General features: G+C 54.0%; 15 protein-coding genes. 4 read left to right on the top strand and 11 right to left on the bottom strand.

Features of this window, described 5'->3' with window-relative positions:
* Positions 1–121: 121 nt before the first annotated feature.
* From LEP6406_RS29840 to LEP6406_RS0225885, 7 genes are all read right to left on the bottom strand, one after another.
* Positions 122–715: a Retron-type reverse transcriptase gene (locus tag LEP6406_RS29840; RefSeq protein WP_008310083.1), complete on the bottom strand. Its 594-nt coding sequence runs from the start codon at positions 713–715 to the stop codon at positions 122–124.
* A gap of 59 nt (positions 716–774) precedes the next feature.
* Positions 775–1,143, bottom strand: a complete 369-nt coding sequence (gene avd / locus LEP6406_RS0225910) for a diversity-generating retroelement protein Avd (protein WP_008310082.1) — start codon at positions 1,141–1,143, stop codon at positions 775–777.
* Positions 1,144–1,521: 378 nt separating this feature from the next.
* Positions 1,522–4,107 (bottom strand): formylglycine-generating enzyme family protein, encoded by a 2,586-nt coding sequence (locus LEP6406_RS35420; RefSeq protein ID WP_008310080.1) that lies wholly within the window; start codon positions 4,105–4,107, stop codon positions 1,522–1,524.
* A gap of 39 nt (positions 4,108–4,146) precedes the next feature.
* Positions 4,147–5,211 (bottom strand): AAA family ATPase, encoded by a 1,065-nt coding sequence (locus LEP6406_RS0225900; protein WP_008310078.1) that lies wholly within the window; start codon positions 5,209–5,211, stop codon positions 4,147–4,149.
* A 21-nt stretch (positions 5,212–5,232) separates the two neighbouring features.
* Positions 5,233–6,438, bottom strand: a complete 1,206-nt coding sequence (locus LEP6406_RS0225895) for a VMAP-C domain-containing protein (RefSeq protein WP_008310075.1) — start codon at positions 6,436–6,438, stop codon at positions 5,233–5,235.
* Positions 6,439–6,444: 6 nt separating this feature from the next.
* The gene (locus LEP6406_RS0225890) at positions 6,445–6,864 is read right to left on the bottom strand and encodes a hypothetical protein (RefSeq protein ID WP_008310073.1); all 420 of its coding nucleotides are present in this window, start codon (positions 6,862–6,864) and stop codon (positions 6,445–6,447) included.
* Positions 6,865–6,880: 16 nt separating this feature from the next.
* Positions 6,881–7,930 carry a trypsin-like peptidase domain-containing protein gene (locus LEP6406_RS0225885; protein WP_008310071.1) on the bottom strand — a complete coding sequence of 350 codons (1,050 nt, stop codon included), beginning with the start codon at positions 7,928–7,930 and terminating at the stop codon, positions 6,881–6,883.
* A gap of 172 nt (positions 7,931–8,102) precedes the next feature.
* On the opposite strand from LEP6406_RS0225885, the gene LEP6406_RS0225880 reads away from it, so the two are divergent.
* Positions 8,103–8,450 carry a hypothetical protein gene (locus tag LEP6406_RS0225880; protein ID WP_008310068.1) on the top strand — a complete coding sequence of 116 codons (348 nt, stop codon included), beginning with the start codon at positions 8,103–8,105 and terminating at the stop codon, positions 8,448–8,450.
* On the opposite strand, the gene LEP6406_RS0225875 is transcribed toward LEP6406_RS0225880, so the two are convergent.
* From LEP6406_RS0225875 to tnpC, 4 genes are all read right to left on the bottom strand, one after another.
* Positions 8,447–12,568, bottom strand: coding sequence for a strawberry notch C-terminal domain-containing protein (locus LEP6406_RS0225875; protein WP_008310066.1), 4,122 nt, complete (start codon positions 12,566–12,568; stop codon positions 8,447–8,449). The two genes, LEP6406_RS0225880 and LEP6406_RS0225875, sit on opposite strands and share 4 nt — an antisense overlap.
* A 103-nt stretch (positions 12,569–12,671) precedes the next feature.
* Positions 12,672–12,893, bottom strand: coding sequence for a hypothetical protein (locus LEP6406_RS0225870; RefSeq protein ID WP_027269464.1), 222 nt, complete (start codon positions 12,891–12,893; stop codon positions 12,672–12,674).
* Between the two features lie 70 nt (positions 12,894–12,963).
* Positions 12,964–15,663: an AAA family ATPase gene (locus tag LEP6406_RS0225865; protein WP_008310063.1), complete on the bottom strand. Its 2,700-nt coding sequence runs from the start codon at positions 15,661–15,663 to the stop codon at positions 12,964–12,966.
* Between the two features lie 495 nt (positions 15,664–16,158).
* Positions 16,159–17,616, bottom strand: coding sequence for an IS66 family transposase (gene tnpC, locus LEP6406_RS0225860; protein WP_008315340.1), 1,458 nt, complete (start codon positions 17,614–17,616; stop codon positions 16,159–16,161).
* Between the two features lie 183 nt (positions 17,617–17,799).
* Between tnpC and LEP6406_RS0225855 the strand changes: the two genes are divergently transcribed.
* The 3 genes from LEP6406_RS0225855 to LEP6406_RS29825 are packed head-to-tail and all read left to right on the top strand — an operon-like array spanning position 17,800 to position 20,677.
* Positions 17,800–18,249 (top strand): hypothetical protein, encoded by a 450-nt coding sequence (locus LEP6406_RS0225855; protein ID WP_155834888.1) that lies wholly within the window; start codon positions 17,800–17,802, stop codon positions 18,247–18,249.
* Positions 18,250–18,284: 35 nt separating this feature from the next.
* On the top strand, positions 18,285–19,085 hold the full coding sequence (locus LEP6406_RS30750) for a hypothetical protein (RefSeq protein WP_008315636.1): 801 nt from the start codon (positions 18,285–18,287) through the stop codon (positions 19,083–19,085).
* Positions 19,082–20,677, top strand: coding sequence for a type IV secretory system conjugative DNA transfer family protein (locus LEP6406_RS29825; protein ID WP_008315637.1), 1,596 nt, complete (start codon positions 19,082–19,084; stop codon positions 20,675–20,677). The genes LEP6406_RS30750 and LEP6406_RS29825 overlap by 4 nt, the downstream gene beginning before the upstream one ends.
* Positions 20,678–20,714 lie beyond the last annotated feature (37 nt).

Here is a 20,714-nt window from a genome sequence, read left to right as displayed (position 1 = left end):
TTACGCTAGCCGGGGTGGCATCCCAATCTGACACAGAAATGGAGATGCCGCCGATGTCTATGGTGGGCTCGTTGCCTTCACTCATGAGCCTACCTTAACCCCTATCGAGACCCTGGAACCCTTAATTCTTCGTGAACCCCTGAAGGCTTACCAGCAGGGTATCTCCCGGAAAGTACTCCAACTCACCGCCCTGGGGGTTGCTGCCATCAATGATCGTATCGATCAGCCATAGGGTTTGAGGACACTTCAGCTTCCGCCGAATCATACCCTTGAGTAATTCATGATCCAGACTGGGAAAATATTTGCAAATGTCGCACTGCAATACATAGCGACTGGTATGGGCAAAGTGAATGAACTGTTTGAGTGCCTTGTGGGTACCGTAGCCGATGCGGTTGGCATAGGTGTCGGCAATCAGGGTACGCTCCAGAGGCGGCACGATAACGTTGCACAGCGCATGATGCACTACTCGGTCTCGATAGGGTGCTGCCGAAATCATGCGTGGCTTGGGATCATAGATGCTGAAGGTACGATACTTGCCGGGTCGATAGGTCTGCTCTTTCAGTTCGCGCTGAAGGCGCAGCAGCTCTTGATTCAGGTGGTAGTTAAAGGCCAGCACATTAGGCCGATATCGCTTGCCTTGTTGAGCCTGCCGTGCCGCTTGCAGCAGGTTTTCAAAGTCAATAATCTGGGGCCACAGGTTGCCGTAACGTTTCATGGTAAAGAAGACAGGAGTCAGAATTCAGGAGTCAGAATTCAGGAGTCAGAATTCAGGAGTCAGGAGAACAGGCTATCTTCTGGCTTCTGATCCTTGGCTCCCTGCTGCTTAATCCAGCCCCCTAGCTCCATACCGATACCGTTGATATGCTGCCCCACGTACTCGTAGCGTTTGGCTGAGAGCAGGTTGAAGTTTAGCAACAGTAGGGTTTGATGTCGCAGAATTTCGAGCTGCACGTTGAGCTGTCGGAGTTGAGGCAGTTTTTCTTTGGCATAGCGGGCTTTAATCAAGCCTTCTAGCAGGTCATAGAGTCCGGTGACAATTCGGTCTCCTAGCGCAAATTTATGGTCACGGGGCAGGCGATTCAAAATAGGGACATACCACTGAATCAGATCATGGGTTTTCTGGATGATGGGCAAGTCGCTCATGGCAAAGAGGGTTAAAGAACAAAAGTTATTGTGCCAGAGGAGCAGTCAGCAGCCAGGAGTCCCTAGTGCTCAGGCAGAGCCGCCCTGCCGTAGCGTGGGTTGAAGCCATGAAACCCACGCTACGGGAACAGGTTTGAGTTGTAGCGTGGGTTAAACGAAGTGCGACCCACGGGTTCGTGGGGTTCGTGGGTTTTCTCCTGGAGGGGATGCGGCGCGAACGTGGCCTCAACCCACGCTACGGGAGTAGGGAAATATTCAAAAAAAATTCGAGGCGCGGAGCGCCAAAGAGGGCATGCCCTGAGCGAAGTCGAAAGGATAAGAGGGAAAAAGGGAGAAAGGGTTACTGAAGAGTCAACCCTGCGGGAAGCCGCACAGCGTCTACGGGGCACGACAGACAACTCGAAAACCGATAAAGTAGTTGCGGAAGCCGGGATTGTCGTAGTCGCGATAGGCAGAACGGCAAAGCCTAGGATTGAGGTACCAGGAACCGCCGCGCCTGATACGACGCGCACCTTCGTTGTCAGTTAACCAAGCGCTGCCATCGGTGGGTGCCCCTTCGTAGCTGCTATGCCAGTGGTCTTGGCACCATTCCCGCACGTTGCCGTGCATGTCGGACAGGCCAAAGGAATTTGCAATCTTGAAGTGGTCTACGGGGGTGGTTTCTTTCCGATAGTCTCCTTTAGGGCCGTTGTTGTAGGTAGAGTTACCGTCGTAATTCGCCACCTCTGGGGTAATTGTTTCCCCGAAGTGGAAGGGGGTCGTCGTGCCCGCACGGCAGGCATATTCCCACTCGGCTTCGCTGGGCAGGCGATAGTCGCGTCCGGTATAGCGGCAGAGCCGTTGGCAAAACTCCACCGCCTCGTACCAGCTCACTCGCTCTACCGGACGCTGATCGCCTTTGAAGCGGGACGGATCTGGGTCTAGGTCTAGGTCTACTCGTTCTAGGCTAGCGACAAACCGCCACTGGGCCTGGGTCACGGGGTAACGCCCCATAAAAAAGGGTTGAATGGAGACTTTGTGCTGGGGGCCTTCATCGCTGGCACGGTTCGGTTCGGTAGTTGGCGACCCCATGGTAAAAGTGCCGCTCGGTATCGCCACCAGTTCCAGCCCCAGCGCGGCGGGATCATTGCTTAGCACTTCAATAAAGCGATCAGTTGATCGCGGCTGGCGCTCAATCACCCACTTTCGTTGGCGGCGAATGACGGTGGCCATTTCAAAGTCAAAGGGCTCCAGCCCTGGGGCTTCTGCATCAGCTTCGGGGTCTGCCTCCAGGTCAACCACCTCCGCTGTCATAAACTCCAGGGTGCGCAACGGCGGCCATGCTTCCGTGTCTTCTACCGTCGTCTCGGCTGGAGCAGGCAAGGGAGCCAGGGCATCGGCAATGGCCTCAAACTCGCCCCCCAACCCCCGCAAAATATCGCCCGTCACCGTCGCAAACGCCTCCAAAAATTCCGGCAGATCGTCATCTTCTGCCGCCGCTTGACTGGGGGTACGCAACAGCGCCCAAAACTCGTCCACAGATCGCCCCAAGCCCTGGGCCACATAGTTAGACACCTTGCGGTAAACCGTTAGGGCATCGGCCACCAGAGAACCTGCCCGCAGGCGATCGCGGACTTCATCATCAACTAACTCATAGGCCATGCGCTCGGCATTCTCAAAGTCAGGCGTGTTATCCCCACAGACTTTCAACAGGCCACTCATAAAGACTTCAGCGATGTGTACCGCACTGGCCTGACGCAGATTCGACTGCTTAATCAACCGCACAATGGGCAGCGTGATCACCGGAGCAGAGGCCAACAGCGCCGCTAAATCTATAGAGATAGGCGAGGCCGTCAACAAAAAATTATCGACCCGATCTTGAATTAGGGAAGCAGATGGTTTTGCCGCCTGACGAGAGGATGGTGGAGCCACAGCCGTCGCATCCCAAACAATGCCGAGGGATCTCACCCGGCGATTTCCGGCAATCAGGTTTGCCCAGTCAGCCAGGGAGTCCGGATCATCTGGGGTAACCACGGGTAAGTGCACGGGTGAGGTTTGCAAACTGTTCGCCAGCCGCTCTCGCTGCCACACCGAGCGGGGAATGGGGTGCAGGGTATGATTCAGTAACCCATTCCGTTTGCGCTTGAACTCCACCGTGAGCGATCGCGTCAAGGCCGTGCGCGACCACAACCGTTCTGGAAAGACCTGAAAAATCACCGTGGGCAGATGGTCTGACCATACCTTGACCAAATCGTGCATCGTGCCGTCGTACCAGGGTCGCGACACACAATCACTTACAATCACCACCAAACGGCGGCGATCGCCCGTTAACAACTCCCGTGGCTGATGGATTGCGCCATTGCGCGCAGTCAGCTCAACCCGGCCATCGACCTGCCTGAGTTGCCACACCCGCACATCACGAAATTCGCCATAGCGAGACAGCAGCCGATGCAGATCTTTACCCAATCGCTGCCACAGACACATGGAGGGACTGGCATCAAAAACTAATGCGACATCGAGCCAGAGTTCTGAGGCGGGGCGCAAAACGGGCTGCCATACCCCCGTTTCGGCAATGCGCTCTACTGTGGCTTCTGCGTCGATTAGGGCGGGCAAGCCGACCGCTACTTGACGGGCTAGGGGTCGCAGCGATCGGGCGAGCTGGAGGGCTTGAGAGAGGGCTGGGGCATCTGGAACAGGGATTGGCCTGTAATTGTCGGGCAACGCCAGGGAAGCCTTCTTTTCAACGGGAGCGGGAACAATATCCGCCTGCGGTTCACGGGGCGGCGGTGCTGAAATATCGGCAGGAGGGGAGCTATCGCTTTCAGTCGGTGCTTCCGGGTCTTCAACCGCCTCACTGACCACATCCCAGACAAAGGGCGCACCGTCGTCGGTTTGGGTTGCCAGCCAAATCGCCTCAGCAATTTCCTGCCCGGTCAACCCCTGGTCTTTCAGGTCGGTTAATGTCGGGTCGCTGAGGAGGGCCACCAGCCTTTGAACGATGGGAGGCAGAGAGGGTTCGATGGGTCAGTCCTCCTGATTCAGCCCTTTTAGCAATAGCGTCTTGAGCTGCTCGCGATCGTCCTGGTCAGGCTTGACTTCACGGGTCAGCAGGTACACCACATTCAAAAGCTGGTCAGTGGCAATGTCAGCGGTCTCAGCGCTGCCTTTGGCGATAAATGCCTCCACCAAAGCCCTCACGTCATCCTGCAAGCTCGGCCAGAGTACAGCGTCCTGTCCCCGTCTTAGATGGGCTTCGACAATGCGCTCCAACGCCGTTTTATTTTGGCTGGGATCGGGCATCTTCAAGCGCAGACAGCGACGCAAAAAGGCAGGGGGAAAGTCCCGTTCCCCATTGCTGGTCATGACAATAAAGGGAAATTCTCGGCAGAGGATGCGTCCCCCTGTGATTTCGGCGAAGACATCCGCGTCCGCCGTGCGGACATTGACCGTGCCGAAATCCTGTTTACAGCGCACCAGCTCAGGGATTTCGTAGCGCCCTTCCTCAAAGAGATTTAGCAGGTCATTGGGGAGGTTAATGTCGCACTTATCAATCTCGTCTACTAGCAACACACGGGGCACAGGAGCGGGCAAAAAGGCAGTTCCCACTGGCTCCAAGCGAATGTAATCTCCCATTTGCCGTTCCCGCTTGAGTTGAGCATCCTGCAAGCGGGCCACGGCATCGTATTGATACAGCCCCTCTTTTAGCGTTGTCCGCGCATTTACAGGCCAAGACAAGACCGCCCCTAGCTTCAACTCATGGGCAACGGCATAGGCTAGCGAGGTCTTCCCCGATCCCGGCTTGCCCGTCACCAGCAGGGGCCGCCGCAGATACAGGGCAGCATTGACCGCATTGATGACATCCTTGTAGTCATCATCTAGCCGGAAACTCTCGCCCCGCTCTTGGCCTCGGGTGTCTTGCTCAGCCAGGGTTTGAATTGCCAGCCAGCGCTCTCCGCTGGCCTCCCGTTCAGCAGCAAACGCCGCCTCGGTCATAAAGGTGCGCCAAGCCGGAGCCGGGGGCATCGCTGCTTCCGTCAGGGGAGCGGATTGACCATTGCCTAAAAATCGTTTCCATTGGTTATCTGCCATTACAACTCCCCCCTTAAGGCATTACGTTTCGGGCCAAACAAAGCTTTCTCCTGAGGGGGGTAAGGGGACAGGGGGCACATAGTTGGGATCTTCATACAAGACACCGACATAATAGTCGCAGGTTTTCCGCTGTCGATCCCGTTTCAGTGGCAACCGCTTTGGAAACTCAAATCGGGTGCAGTCAACCAACTGCTCAAAAACAGCCTCGGCATCAGGCGGAGTTGGATTCCCCCCGCACATCCACAGCGCTAGGGGAATCCCAGAGTTGACCAACTCCTGCCAATTTTTCACAGCGGCTTCGTCTGACTTCAGCCAATCGCCATGGCATCGAAAGCCGGAATACTCGCCCAAGGCGGCTGTTGCCGCCATCGGGGACGTAAGCCATGCCAGATTACGAAGATTAGAACCCACCTGATCGGGTACCTTTGCCTGAAAGCGTTGCCAGCCCAGGGTGAGTTTGTTGTGCAGGTCTATGGCATCCCCGCCAAGGTCAGGATTGAAGCGGTCGGAGCAGCCCATGACAAGGGGGCGATCGCATAATAAGGCTCCATCCGCCCCGCACCAAGTCGATAACGGCTGACCCAGCAACTCAATGGGGACAAAGAGCTCGATCGTCAGCGTCCAGGGGGAGGGTGGCGGGAAAAGTTCTTTAACGACCTCATAGGTGAACTTAACTAACTGTTTCAGAAATTCAGGAAAGGTCTCTAGCGAGACCGTACAGCCATCCTCCACCAGTGACTTTTGGCAAATCTCACCGGTATCGGCAGCTCGATAGTAGAGCCAGGGCTGTACCCGTAGCTTGTTGCCTTTTTGCCGAAACACTGCGACGACAAGATGGGTGGATAGCGGATCTTCTTGCAGGGCTTCAGCCCCATCGCAGGCAGATTCTAGGGGCGATCGCCGTACAACCCCCGCCATCTCACCAGCGTCACCAATGGGCACATCCAGAGCCGAATCACCTAGTTCGTTCCGCAGAACTACGATAAGGAAGTCATCGGGGTGAGCCAAACAAAATTCTTTGTATAGCTGATTAATCCACCCCTCAGCGTGGGCTTTCTCAATCAGCTCCTCAGCCCAATCTCTTGCCGGTATCATTTCTGGCAAATCCGCCAGGGGATAATCAAAGTGATCCCGAACAAAACGCCTCAATGGGCGCACCTTGGGATAAAACTTCAGTAGCGTCTCCCGTAGTTTTCCTTGGTTTGGGCCTGTCCACTTAATCGTCACAGTCTATTACTTACGTCCCTTCGGCGGTGGCAGCAATGGAATGGCTGTGGTGTAAATCAACAGCAGCAGCGAGCCATATAAAGGCTCATACAAAGAATATTCAGCAAATGGCCCCCCAATTGCGAACACCCACACAAAAAAGGAAAGGCAAGACAGGCCAATTTGCCGCCACGGGGTTGGCTGTCCTGCCGCCCGCGTTTGCTTGCGGGTCCAGAAAAACGAGAAGACCAACCCGACGATAAATAACAGCCAGAGCAACCCTACCCTGGAAGTATCCGCTGCTTGGCTGCGAATCAAGCCGCTTCCGGTTAGCCACAGGCCCACCACATCCGCCGGAATGTACTTCAGCAGGCGGTCAAAATAGCCATCAACCTGGGCTTCTGGCTCACTCGATTCATAGGCAGTCCAAACAATGCGGCGACTCATGGCTGTTTTTCCTTACTCACCCTAGGTAGCCCAAAATCTCTGGCAAAATTGATGCCATCAAAATGCCTTCGCGTACGCTACCGAAGCCTCGCGACACGGCAGCGTGATGTAACGCCACCAACTGCCATTCATCATTAAAACAGGGAGAGCCGCTGGAACCACCTTGGGTTCGATTCACATACCAGACTCGCCCCCGTTGAGGATCCGCTTGCACCACCCCACTGGCACTTAGGGAAACCTGCATGACCGCCCCCTGGGGATGCTGCAACACATTAAGACCCCCATGGGGAGCTAAGGCCGGGATCACAGATGGTAGGCGAAGCGATTGGGCCTGGGTGGCCTGAGCGATCGCGGCCTCTACCCGCAGCAGGGCATAGTCCAGTTTCTCTGGAGGGCTCCAGGCCAGCACCCGCTCAACCCCAAAGGCTTCAGGACCAGAAGCGGCTACCGCCTCTGAACTCAAATAACCGAACTCTAACCGCAGAGCCTGAGCTTGGGTAGCCAGGTGCTCTGCCGGGGTGACTTGGTGGCTCAAGACATGGTAGTTCGTCAATACTAAATTGGGCGCAATCAGCACGCCGGTTCCCATCGTTGGGCGATTGGTAAAGGAGACTCGACAGACTGCACTGGCTGACTTCAGGCCCCGGTATAGTTTGCCGAAATCGACGTTATAGGAATACTGCTTGGGCAGAAACGCTTCGAGTTGAACCTCCTCGAAGGCGCTGGGCAACTCAAAGGAATTCTCAGGTGCATCCACCGTAGGGGGGTCGAGTTGCAGGCGCTGACGAACCTCTTCCCGTAATCGGGCCACAAAGGCTTGGACTTCGGGATTCTGGGGGCGGGCTTGCCACAACGCCAGAATCAAATCGGACAAATCACCGCTTTCCTCAAAATGCTCAATCAGATCATCCGCTGCAACCTTCAGCGCCTGGGATGTGGCAATTTCGTTGAGGCGAACCTGATCGAAATAGTCCGAGACGAATATCTTCAGGAGCGAGTATCTACGAAAACTAGAGGTTAGGGCTTGGCGCAGCCGTTGGCGATCTTGATTCGACCACTCCAGCATCCGAATTGACCTCAATGATGTGCCCCCCGAAGTTTAGCCCCCAACAGGCAGACATACAGTTTATGGACAGCGGCTCTTCATACCCACCACTTCTATCTTTTGGCTGTCGCTGTGACCAGAAGACTCTGATAGCGTCACGGTAGCAAAACCCTGCCGTCTACAGTTGCCCGCCATGGTCAGGCACCCGGTCAAGAAACAGATTTTTGTGGATAGCCGCTATCTCTTGGTGGTGGGACTGGTGTTCCTCATCTTGCCCCGGAAGGCACAGGTCAGAGCCTTGATTGCCCAGTTAGCCGCTCAGCAGGTGACCCCACCGGGGCAATGGGCTGCGATCGCATTTCTCTCAGCCATCCCACTCCTGATCCTGGCGGTGCCCTTTCTCCGGCTGGTCGCCACCCAGGTGCAAGAGACCCGCCAACAAGGACTCCAGTCAACCTGGATCAGCATTGCGGCCTTGGCCTTAGCCCTGGGAGCCTTGGTCACCTATTGCCTTGTCCGAGGGCTGTACTGGATCAGCTAAGCCATCTCTGGCTCCGGCTGAGATAGGCGGGATAGGGACGGTTGCCGCCGCTGTTGCCGCTGAGCAATTTGGTGTTTCAGCTCATCGGCGCTCTTTTGACCCAAGCGTTGCCAGCGATCGCGATCCGCCTCGGTCATGCCCTGCACTGAGGTGATGCCGTCTTCCCGGAAAGCCAGCTTCCCCCCGGTCTGCTTATTGTGGATGCTCATTTCACCCTCAGCGAGAGTGACCCGGTAGGTTTTACCCTCAGCGATCGCCCCCGTGGTCGTTTCCTGGACAATCCCCGCTGCCTGGGCTGATGCCAGAAACCGATCCGCATTGGGCATGATGTCAGCCGCGATCGCGGCTTGATGATCGTATCCCTGTAGGTGAGCCTGCATGGCATCGGCATCATAGCCATCGGCGGGCAGGGTGCCCACCTTGGCCTGCCGCCCCGCATTGGCAATCTGCCCCAGGACGGCTTCAGATTTGCCCATGACACTGGCCTTGCGATACCAGTCGCGGAACTCCTCCACACTGGGGACTCCCGTTCCAGCCCCCTGCACCATCTGGTCATTCAGTTCAGGGTCTTGCTGGGCGATCGCCGCCTGAAGGACTTCATTCCCGCCCCTGGCATCGGGCATCAACTCCGGGCTCTCTGGAGTCGCCTCGCCATTCAGTTGTGCATCCGCCTGCTGAATGGCACTCAGCAGAGTTGCTCGCGATCTCTCTGGCAGGGCATCCGCCGTTGCCCGTAGACTGTCGAGGGTTTGCCGATAATCCAGGGGTTCCGGTTCTCTCACCGTTGGCCCTTGCGCTTCCTGATTCGGTTCCGAAGCCGGTGTCACTGGGGAAGCGGTTTCCGTTCTAGCAGCCTTGGTATCCGCTGAAGTTCTCGTGGACTGCTGCTGCCGTTGAGCTGCCTCAGCAAAGCCTTGCGCCCTCAAATTTTTGGCAAACATATTGGCGTAGCTGCGATCTAATCCGCGCACTTCACCCCTAGGGCCATGCACGGCTGTTTCGGCCAACGCCAAGGAGCCCTCCTCCGATAGGTTAAAGACCATTTCAGAGTCAAGGTAGGCATCTCCGTTCTCAACCAGGGTGTGGTAGAGCATCAGCCGATTATCTTGACGCTCAATGCTGAGGGGGATAAAGGGCTGGTTCTCGACCTTGAGATAAAACTCGTCGTCCGCCATGATGGCCTCAGACAGCCCTGCCGCTTCCAATAGCTTGCCCACCTGCTTTTCGGGTCTGCCGGACTGGGCTTTCCACCCCCCAATCCGTGCAGCCTCCGGTTCAGGCTCCGGCTCCGGCTCCGGTTCAGCCTCCAGGGCCACTCCCTGAAACTTCGCTTCCAGGGCTGCTCTGAGGGGTTGGGCCTGCGCGATCGCAGTTTCTAGCTGTGTCTCAGCATGGGGAATCTCGGCCCACACGTCTGCCAGGGTCTCCCCACTGGCATCGACACCCACTTGAACCTGGGCCGTACCGTTCTCCAGGCGAATGTCATCGGGGTCGAACAGGTCAAATCGTGGCTGACCGTCTGCCCCTATGTCCAGATTGGTTTCCAGGTCAGGGGTATTCAGGTCTACATCCACCTGAAACGTCATCATCATGCCATCATTGGCCAGATCCTTAGCCTGCTGCACCTTTGCCGCTAAATCAGCACCGGACGGTTGAGGAGGAACTGGACTCGCCTCAAAGGCATCGTGAGCACTGGGATTAGAATCGGAACTCACTTCTTCAGCGGTTCCAGTCGGATCAGTCTCCTGCTGCAAGACAGTTTCTAGCCCCTCACGGACGGCATCCAGGTTGGACAGATCAACAGCAGGGGCTATCCCCGCCTGCTCCACCACCTCATCAACGGACGCGGACCAAGAGAACTCTGGGAGTTTGTCTCCCACCAGCTCCCGCGCCTGGTCCAGGTGGGTCGTGGCCTCTAGCTGCTGGTTGCGCCCCGCCTGGATATAGTGGGCGACCTCCCCTAAGCGATCCGCTGGAATCATCACCTCCATGCGATCGCTGACTGAGTAGAACTCATCGCCAATCGTCTGCATCAGTCCTTCATCCAGAAAGACATCTTTTTGCTTCTTCCCGGTCTGGAGCAAGAAATTCTCATCGTTGGGCGCAGCTTTGAGGGTGATCTGCTCATCAGCGGTTTTGACAATGCCCTGGTTGTCCGTGATTTCCATAAACTGCCGGATATTTCTGGCCGCAGGTAGAGTCACCGGAGCCTCCTGGATATCGCGCTGCACGTCATAGCCCTGGGGCAGCATCAGCATGGGTTCAACCCCACCCCCGGAGACGGTGGCGTTAATGACGCTACCCTGACGACCATATTTTTCAGCGGCCCGGAGCAGATTACCGCGAAAGGCTTGGCGCACCTCTCGCTGCCCCGTCTGTCGTTCGTCAAACTGCGCCATCACACCTTTCCCCAGGAGAGTCTTTTTGACTGGGGTGAGGTCTACACTGCCCATCCCCTTCGTATTGACCTTGGAGAGCGGCAGGGGCAGCTCTCGGGCAGAATCCGCCAGGGACACGTTGATTTCCCACTTGGATGGAGCCACCGGATTGGTCGCTCCCAGGCTATCGGCATCGTCTGAGGCTTCAGACTGAGCCCCCTTGCTCAGGGTTGTCTCCAGGGATTCGCCCCGTTTGGTGATGCTGCTCACGGCACCGTAGAAGATGCGACCCGACCCCGTATCCAGCCGGACGGTCTGCCCCAGCCGCAACCGATTGAGTTGAGTAAGCTGGGTTTTTTGCCTATCCAGGCGCTTGGTTGCTCGATTGATCATGGACTGCTGTTGCTCTGGATCAGCGGTCTTTCGCCGCGCCTGGGCAGACTGCTCCGCCAGATACACCTCAGCGGCCTGAGTCGCCTTCTCTAGCAGTTGCGTGGAATAGCCTTGGGACACTTCATCCACGGCTGCTGAGTCGTGCGCCTCCACCGCATCCACGGCATCGAGCCCCAGGTTGTCCCGCACTTCGTTGATCACCTCTAGCTGAGTCTTGGCATGACTCTGGGCCTTCACATCCATGATCTCCACGCTGACCCCGGAGCCAAACGCAGAAGAGACACCATCTTTCCTCGGAATCACTTGTGCCTGGGCCAGGGAACGGGCATCCAGGTCTACCGCTTCTGCCTCCAGAACGTTATTCCCCAAGGCTTTTTGCTGATCCACAAAAGACGTGTATTCACTCTCCAGAGCGTTGTAGAACGCTTCCTGTTCTTTCACCGTCAGCAGGGGCAATCGCCCGGTCACCTTGGCGATCGCCCCCTCAGTAGCCTCCTCGACACTGCCGACCCCTTCAGGGGACACGGTGATCGGGTAATCCAGCTTGGCGTTGATTTCGGGATATTCGCTCAGGAGCTGCTCAACAACGGCATCCCCATACTGGTTGAAAAAGTCGGGAATTTCAGAGGTATCAAAGCCTGCATTCTTGTCGGCGATGGTGTTGGCATTGAGGCTAGACATCTTGCGTTCTAGCAGGGCCGCTGGACGCTTTTCATCTGGCGTGTCCCCCATCAGCAAAGAAATCTTGGGTGGCACCACCTGCCCAGTGCGGTGGGCACGGCCTAGGGTCTGCATGAAGTCGTTCACGTTGCGCTCCGCCTGACCCACAATCATGTGGCGCTGCCGTTGGTCCGTAAACTTTTCCGAGGCGTGAAGGCTGATGCCCGTGGAGCCAGAGCGATTCAGTAGCAGCACATCCGTTCGGCCACTGTTAAAGCTATCGGTCATTTCTACCTTGGCCGCTTTACTGGTTTCGTAGCTGGAGCGACGCTCATAGGTCGGATTCCCGTTACCGCTGTAGTCCAAGCGGGCAGTGCGCCCGGTAATCTCACCAAAGGTATAGCCAGCGGCCTCTACCTTCTGCTTGATGGTATCGATGGGAGACACGGGAAAGCTCAGGTTGGTCTCCTGGATCAGTTCCTTGGCCCGGTCAAAGGCTTCAACGGCCTGCGGTCCGAGTTCTTCGTCGGTCAGTCGCCGTCGCGTTTGAGTGCCGTCATAATCCGTCTCCACCACATCCCGGCTGCGCTCCAGGTAACGGGTCAGGATGTCACTGAAGTTAGCCTCTACCTCATCCCCTGGGTTGAGGTCATTGTCCTTGGCATAGTTGTCGATAAAGCTGCCCATGGTATTGGAAACTGCCAGAATGGGCTTCTCACCCCGCTCCAGACTGGCGAAAAGCCTCCGATCTCTCTGGGGTCGCCTCGCCACTCAGCTGCGCATCCGCCTGCTAAATAGCACTCAGCAGAGTTGCTCGCGATCTCTCTGGCAGGGCATCCGCCGTTTCCCGTAGACTGTCGAGGGTTTGCCGGTAATCCAGGCGTTCCAGTTCTTTAGCCGTTTGCCCTTTCGCTTCCTGAGTCAGTTCCGGAGCCGATGGCACGGGGGAAGCGGTTTCCGTATTAGCCATGATGGCCTCAGACAACTTTGCCTCTTCCAACAGCTTACCCACCTGCTTTTCGGGTCTGCCGGACTGGTCTTTCCATCTCTTAAAATTTCTGAACCTGACGCTACAATTAGGTCTAATTATCTTTTCTCTTTTGCTTCATCAAAGGCGTTTTTTTAATATCTTTTTCATGAATATCTCCTTGACTTACATCTCCATTACTCCCTTCTTGATTTTTCTGCTTTGGAGGTTGCCTAAGAGGAACCTTCACTTTTGAATCATCATCAGATTTCGGATTTTCAATAAATATGTCACTATCTTCGACTTCACTTAACGGTTGAGGCATAACTAAATCCTCTTCCTGGCTAGATAATAAACCTGCATACTTAACTCTTTCCAGACCTCTTTGAAAGCCGACATAGTCATCGATTGATTTATTCATATCTTCATCAAGCTTGTAGTCACGACGAAGATTTTTAATAGCATTTCTAATTGCTTCTATTTCCTGTACCGACTCATTTTTAACATTATTATCTAAGATTGCATCAATTTCATCTAGAAGAATAATTCCATCTTCTCGTCGAGCGGAAATAGGATGCATCGCATTAAAATTCCCTTTTAACCTTTCGACTTTTTGAGATAGCTTTTCATCGCTTAGCTTTTGTTGGGCACGCCTTTGCATCATGTTCAACTGTTTAAATAAAAGCTTAAAATTACACTCAAACTTATTAATAGAATCTTCCTCATACGGAGAAATTCCTTTCTTCTTTGACCAATCAGAAACAACTCTAACAACGTTCCTGGAGAACCCAACCTTGTTAATAGTTAGATCCCTGTCTGGGAAATCTGAAAGAAGATCTTTTATAGTGTCAAGAACAGTTTTCCCAGAAAACTTATTCGTTACAGCATCTTCTGTCAAAAATTCAAGATCGTTTTCGTCAGATCCAAGGAATTCTCTTAGATATAACTTTGCCGCTTGTACACAAATTGGAAGTGGTACAAGATCTTCAATTTCAAATTCTAAGTTAGAACAACCCGAGAAAAAATCAGCATCCTTCAACTCGGCAATTTGGAAAACAAATTCTTTTTTGAGAAGTGGTCTTCTGTGCTGACCGCCCTTCCCGAATAAATGCTTTTTTGCATCATCACCACTTTTATCACTATCTAAAAGAACAATGACTGCTGGTTGTTCAACATCCCTTCCTCGCGCTAAGTAAACCAAATACGGTATGTGTGATGCAGATCCAGCAGGAACAATAGTCACTTGATTTAGATCTAGCGTCTCTAAATTTGGTGTCCCTATAGATCTTAAGTAAGTCGTAGCTCCGGCAATCAAAATCTGATCAGAAAGTCCTTCTACCATTAAGTTGCAATTACCAATAAATGCAGTTTCACCAACATAAGCACCAATAGAAGATCGGAGAGGCTCATAATGATTTTTTGCTGCATCTCTAACAACTCTTGTACCTTCATCCTCATTTCCTTTTTTCAAAACTCGGATACGTTCAGCATGGTTCTTATCAATCAGAAAGGGGGAGTGTGTCACATAGATCACTTGAATAGGTTTTGTAAGATGTGAACCAGGTGACGGACTTGAGAAGAGATCAAAAACCTTCAATAAGTCTTGCTGAGCCTGACTTGAAAGATAAGCATCTGGCTCGTCCATTAATAGGATTTCAGACTTACTCAAATGTGGCTGATGAGCACGATACTGTATATAGTAACTCAGGAAAAATCGCAGTCCCTGACTTCGTTCATCAAAAGAATACTCTGTTCCTGTTCTATCCGTAATAGTAAAAACCAGATCATAGTCTCTAGCCATGACCTTAAGAGAAAAATTTCTGTCCTGAGCCCAAAAGTTCGGAAAATTAAGATTTACAGCTAGCTGTCGATTTATCTTCTCAAGAATTCCATTTGCATAACCTTGCATGCCGTCTTTTACGGCTTCTGCTAAATCGAGAAGAGCATCAGTGTCAACCTGAGCAATTTTACAAATAAGCTTGTATGCTAAACTGAACTCTGCCTCCCTCATTCCTTTTTCTTCATCACTGAGTTTATTTTCATCAATTGCAGCGACAATCGACTTTAATGAATCAACAGCTACATTATCTATCTCTTCAGATAGATATCCCAAAAGATTACGTGCTTTCGTAATTAGATCTGGATTGTCGCCGAAAACATCAAGAGTGTCTACAATTTCGTTTCTTTGCTTACGATCTAGCAATTCAAACTTTCTACTACCAAAGTAATCAGATTGCCCTAATTCAACCAGCTTTTTAATAGGCACACTCGAAGGCAAAGCTATATTAGAGGCTATCTTAATAACCTCAGGCAGCAATTCTTGAATAGTGTCATTTCTATGATTTTCAATTTTATACTTAGTATATTTGCCTTTATCAGACAAATACACAGAGAGTTCATTAATGTTTTGTCGAAAGATTAAAAATTCATCGAAGCTTATACTCTCAGGAATACTTGCCAATTCTCGCACTTTCCCCCTTTCAGAGTCAGATAATGCGGCCCATTCAAGGCCAAAGTCCGGATATTTCAACTCGTTTTTCTTAACCGTGAAAAAAGTGGAGTACCTACAAAAGTCACTACGCTTTATTTTTTCGCCAGATATGGCCTTCTCTATTGCGCTTAATAAGTGAGATTTACCCGATTCATTAGCCCCAACAATAGTCGTTATCTTGGGCTCTATAGGAACTTCAATATATGGATGGAAAACTTGATTTATAAGTTCCCAAGATTTTGGCCTTACTCTGCTATCATTTTTTCGTATGAAGTCGTCATTGAAAGATTTATAGAAACGAATAAAGACCGTCTTCAGATGCATAACTAGCTCCTCTTTACTCTACAATGGTACCAATAACTTCATAAGTCTATCATTAGGCCACCTCGATTAATTACCTAGTAATTGCCTAGTTGCGAAAAAATGGAGCTGAAACTCCCTGAAAACTCGTCACTATTCTCAATAAGACTTGGATTTTTCGGGATGTCCATTAAAAATTGATTCTCAGTCAACACTCCGGACAGTTTTGGATGGGCAACGGTAGAATGCGAGTTTCATGCCTCTTCCACAGCAGCTCAGTCAACGAGAAATCAAGGGTTTCAGCACTTGCCCAAAAAAGTGTCCGGATTACTGTCAGTGCCTTTTGCTGCTATTGCACATGGGAAGCGTGCCGTCCTCTAGGAGTTTATAGATAGAAGGATCCTTGTTCAGCAACGCTCAGCACACCCCAGAAAGAGCCTATGCCATCCTAAGAAATTTCCTGGTAATTAGTCACCGCAATAGGAGAGGCTTAATGAGAAAGCCTCCAGAGACCCAGGATTATCCCGGTAAGAGAGCAGGAGGGGAGCACCCCGATGAGGCGATGAGCTCAAAGAGGTGGTCTACGGCGTTTTTACCCTGACGACGCATGGATTCAAGAAAACTGAACATCATCGCCACTAACTGAGCGCCCCAATCACTGCGGGCACCGCCACTGACTTTGCGATGAATCACCACGGGCCGTAGACCCCGTTCTGCATCATTGTTGTCCGGTTTGACCTCAGGCTGGGAAAGAAATGTGAACCAGTCTGCCCAATGCCGCCGAAACCGATTCGCCAACCCTTGGGCATCCGCAGCCCAGCGTCCGTGGAGAGGATGCTCTAGGACATAGGCTAACTCCGCCTCAATGATGGGCCGCAGAGCCTGGAGTTCAGCCCGACTGAGCTGCCCCTGATGATAGTCCCGGTGGGCTTGGCGAGCGGTGTAGATAATGGGGAAGATCCGGTGGGCGAATTCCCGGTTTTCTGAGAACCGAGATGTGGTTAACGCCTTTAGCTCCCGCTCCAGGTGAGCCCAGCATTTCTGTTTGGCGACCGCAGATTGCGGCCCATAGGCCGACCAGCAATCGCTGCTGAGAATGCCTGCGAAGTCCTCGCCCAAAAGTGTCTTGACTTCGGCTGAACTGCGGGTCGGGGCAAAGAACAGGGCGCAGCACTCCGGGGCGGTGGCGATCCAAATCCAATGGTTCACCCCGTTCAAGCGATAGCTGGTCTCATCGACACAGCGCACCCCCGGTTGTTGAATCCAGCTCCACCATTGCTCATAGGCAGGTTGCAGAGCCTCACAAAACCACTGATGCAGCTTTGCTAAACTCCCCTGAGACATCGGAACACCGAAGATGCTCTCGACGACATAACGCTGTTTTGACCAGGATAGGTTGCCCCCATACCCCAACCAGCCCACCACACTACTCAACCGTCCGCCATAGCTAAACCCCTCCCGGCACCCCAGAGGCAACTCCTGGTGGCCTTGCCACCCGCAGGCCGGACACCGATACAACGGGCGCTCGTAATCCCAAATCTCGACGAGGTCTGGCACCAGTTCAGCTACTTGCTGGCGTTTTGTCCCCTGGGGTTGGCGCTCGACGGCACCGCCGCAGACAGGGCATTTCTCCACGTCGAGCAATATGGTGTGATCAATCCAACCAAAGCCATTGCGCGTCGTACCGGGGTGGTTGTATTTGGGGCCTCGTTTGCGTTGGGGCTTGCGTTTATCCCGGTTCGGTTTCTTTGGGCCATCAGCAGAGGGCGGCTGAGAGCTCGTTTCACTGGTGCGCCCGGTCACTTTCTTGAGCTTCTCGCCCAACGTCTCGAACTGTTCCTCTAGCTCTTTCACCCGTTGCTTGAGGCGCTCAGTCTCTGAGCATTGCTCGCAGTAGCGCTCATACCAATACCTCGCCCCTTGCTCTTCGGGGGCGATCTCCGGCAGGTTCAGGTCTGAGGGCGGCTGAATCGTCATGACTCTTACTTTACCGATTTTCCCCTCATTCGCAATAGCCCCCTCTTGTTGCGGTGACTAATTACATTTCCTGGTCGCCTTGTCACTGAAGTTTTCCACAACAAGACACTTTGATTTCACTCTAAACTCAGCCAAGATATCACTGACATCGACAATAATTCCCTGGCGATTCAGCAGACCGTGGTGGCGGTCATCTACGAGGATGCCAGCGGCCAGGTGCAGCAGGAACCCATCACCCCGGACACCCTGATCATTCGCGGCAACAATGGCGGGGCGCTGATCGCCCGTCGCCAGGGGGGCCGCACCGGCGTTGATGGTGGAGGCATCCTACGGGTCGGTGTCGCCTCTGCTCTGGCACAGATAGGCAGCAGCCTCAACGCCGATGACATCCTTCAGACCACCGCTGGCACTGCGGGGTCAGGCACTACCACCTCCAGCACGACCGTCGTCCGCCAGGGGCGAACGAACGTTTTGGGGGCAGCGCTGGAAGGCTTCTTTGGCGCATCCTCTGACCTGTTGCTGGCAGAAGCGGAGGCTTCCCTGGGTGAAGACGAAACTGAGCCTGTTCTGGTGGTGGAGGATGCCGAAAATCTACAGGTCTTTGTCAATGGCTTTTTGACCGTTAGGAGGTAATCCGTTAGGAGGTAATCCGTTAGGAGGTAATCATCATGTGGAGATCGCGTTTCTCGATTCCTTTGTCTTGGGTCGCTCCCCCCGTCCTAGCTGGCATCGCATTGTCAGGCTTTCCAGTGGAGCGGGTGGAGGCCCAGGTCTTTCCTGAAACCCCGTCAGAGCACCTACCGCCGCTGGTCAACGCGCAGCAGTCGGTGGAGTTCGTCTCCAAAGACCGGGCCTACCGCTATGCGACCCCCGTTTCCCTCTATCCGGGGCGTAGCGTCATCATTGACTTCCGCACCGACGAAGTCATCACCTTTATCCAGCTCTCTGACCTCTCCCAGATTGTCTACCAGACCAATGCGCCCCTGGAGTCAGGGCAGGCCAAGCTGATCGTGCTGAGGAGGATTCAACCCCTGGCCTTCGCGGGCGCGACGGGCGCACCAGTGCCCAACCTGATTATTACCACCGCTGATCCCGCCGGAAATCAGCGTACCTACACCTTCAACCTGGTGCCCGAGTCAGGACAGCCCCTCTCTGATGACATCAATGGCGTGGCGATTGTCCCGACTGCTGAGGCGGAACGGGAGCGGGTCGCCCACCGACAAAATCGACGCGGCACTCCGGCTCAAACCGTCTCCGCCACCACCCTGGAAACCACCGTGGGGAATGGCTCCATCCAGGACTTCACCCTGGGGTTGGAGGTTGCGATCGCGGCAGGGTACACCCCCACCGATGATCCCATCGTCGCCCAAGCGCAGCAGGTGATCCGCCTCAGTGGCCAGGGCGTTCCCTTCCGGCAAGCCCTGGAACAAGCAGACTTCCCGATGGAGGTGGCGATATTTACAACGTGATCAACCACAACCGCCAAGTGCTCACCTCGGCAAAGTGGGCAGGGGGGGCGGAAAAACGCCGCGCCATTAAACGAGCCAAGAAGCAGATGGAGAGCGATCGCATCAATAATGATGTCGCCCTCTGGTGCGGCGGCAACCAGCGGAGTCTGTTCCCTCAGCTCCCCCTTTATGTTCCCGATGCCAATCAGTCGGCGGTGGTGATTGGTCGGCCAAAATCCGGTAAAACCTTTAGCGCCATTAACCCCATGCTCAAATCTGCCATCGAGCAGGAGATGGCGATCGTACTCTACGACTACAAAGCCGACGACCAGGGAAACGGAGGACAGATGGCCTACATCGCCACCCTGGCGGCACGGCACGGCTACAAAGGGAATGTCTTTGCCCCAGGCCGTGACTATACCTGCGTCATCAATCCCCTGGACTTTCTTGAAGATGAAAATGACGACACCACCGCAGCGGTACTGGCTGAGGTCTTTCACAAGAATCTCAAGGGGGACAAGAGCCGGGGGGATGAGTTCTTTGGCCCTGCTGGCCAGCGCCTGATTCAAGCACTACTGCAATTTGCCAAGGCCACCCCATATCCCGATCTGGCAATGGCCTTCAGCCTGGTGCGGTTACCGCAGCTCCCCGAACGGCTAATCTATGCCGATCAGCAGGGACGCTTACCCCTGGCCGTCAGAATTGCCTTTTCTCAAATCATGCAGACCGCTGGAGCAGCCAAGACCACCAGCGGCATCACAGCCACCGCCAGTGATGTCCTGACCCGATTCATGAGCCAGCGCATTCTGCCTTCTCTGCTGGGGGAAACCAACATCAGCATTGAGCTAGGGCGGAAGGAACTGATTGTGTTTCAGTCGGATATTTTCCGGCAGGACGTGGTGAATCCTTTACTGGCAGCACTGATCAATGTGGTGATCAACCGCAACTTTTCGATTCAGCGCCAGGTGCCCCTGGTCTTTAGTGCCGACGAGTTTCCGACCATTTATCTCCCTCAATGCCCCACCTGGCCCAACGAACACCGCAGCAAGGGATTTGTCGGGCTCTTTGGCTTTCAGTCTTTCCCACAAATTCGGGATGCCTACGGGCGAGAAAAGACAGACGTGCTCCTCTCCGGGGTCGGCACCCACTTCTGGTTTAACCCTGGCAACCGGGACACCGCCAAGTCCTACAGCGACTTTATCGGCGAGACGGAAATTACGATGCAGAACAAGTCCTGGTCAAGGCAGCGGGGGGGCAGCGGGGGGCGTAACCGCACCATCTCGGAACAGACCCGCACTCGTCCCCTAATTCTCCCTGACGAATTTACTCGCTTCGGCACTGGGGAATGTGTGTTCATCAATCCGGCCTACGGCAATCAACACCAGGCCAACCTGCCCCAGCACATTGACCAGATCACCATCTCCCAGGCTGAGATTGCCCTAGAGCAGGACTGTGAAGACCTCTGGGCCAGAAAAGTCCGGCGATCTCTGGTGCAGCGGGAGCAGCGACGGCGACCTCCCCTCGATATTGAGGAACAGCTTCAGCGTCGCATTGATGAGGCGGAGCGGTTATTGCCTTTACCCCCGGATGAGGAGGATTGGAGTTTAGACTAAGGCAAATTTTCTCCCTGAGGATAGGGAGAGAAGAAAT

The organism is Leptolyngbya sp. PCC 6406, assembly GCF_000332095.2.
Classification (GTDB): Bacteria; Cyanobacteriota; Cyanobacteriia; order Phormidesmidales; family Phormidesmidaceae; genus PCC-6406.
Note: the sequence above shows the minus strand (reverse complement) of the source record. Positions and strands in the feature narration are given on the sequence as shown.

Coding starts and splice junctions, on each gene's coding strand:
- LEP6406_RS29840 (WP_008310083.1), bottom strand. CDS start 715: ATGAAACGTTACGGCAACCTGTGGCCCCAGATTATTGACTTTGAAAAC.
- avd (WP_008310082.1), bottom strand. CDS start 1,143: ATGAGCGACTTGCCCATCATCCAGAAAACCCATGATCTGATTCAGTGG.
- LEP6406_RS0225900 (WP_008310078.1), bottom strand. CDS start 5,211: ATGGCAGATAACCAATGGAAACGATTTTTAGGCAATGGTCAATCCGCT.
- LEP6406_RS0225890 (WP_008310073.1), bottom strand. CDS start 6,864: ATGAGTCGCCGCATTGTTTGGACTGCCTATGAATCGAGTGAGCCAGAA.
- LEP6406_RS0225885 (WP_008310071.1), bottom strand. CDS start 7,930: ATGCTGGAGTGGTCGAATCAAGATCGCCAACGGCTGCGCCAAGCCCTA.
- LEP6406_RS0225880 (WP_008310068.1), top strand. CDS start 8,103: ATGGTCAGGCACCCGGTCAAGAAACAGATTTTTGTGGATAGCCGCTAT.
- LEP6406_RS0225875 (WP_008310066.1), bottom strand. CDS start 12,568: ATGGGCAGCTTTATCGACAACTATGCCAAGGACAATGACCTCAACCCA.
- LEP6406_RS0225865 (WP_008310063.1), bottom strand. CDS start 15,663: ATGCATCTGAAGACGGTCTTTATTCGTTTCTATAAATCTTTCAATGAC.
- tnpC (WP_008315340.1), bottom strand. CDS start 17,616: ATGACGATTCAGCCGCCCTCAGACCTGAACCTGCCGGAGATCGCCCCC.
- LEP6406_RS30750 (WP_008315636.1), top strand. CDS start 18,285: ATGTGGAGATCGCGTTTCTCGATTCCTTTGTCTTGGGTCGCTCCCCCC.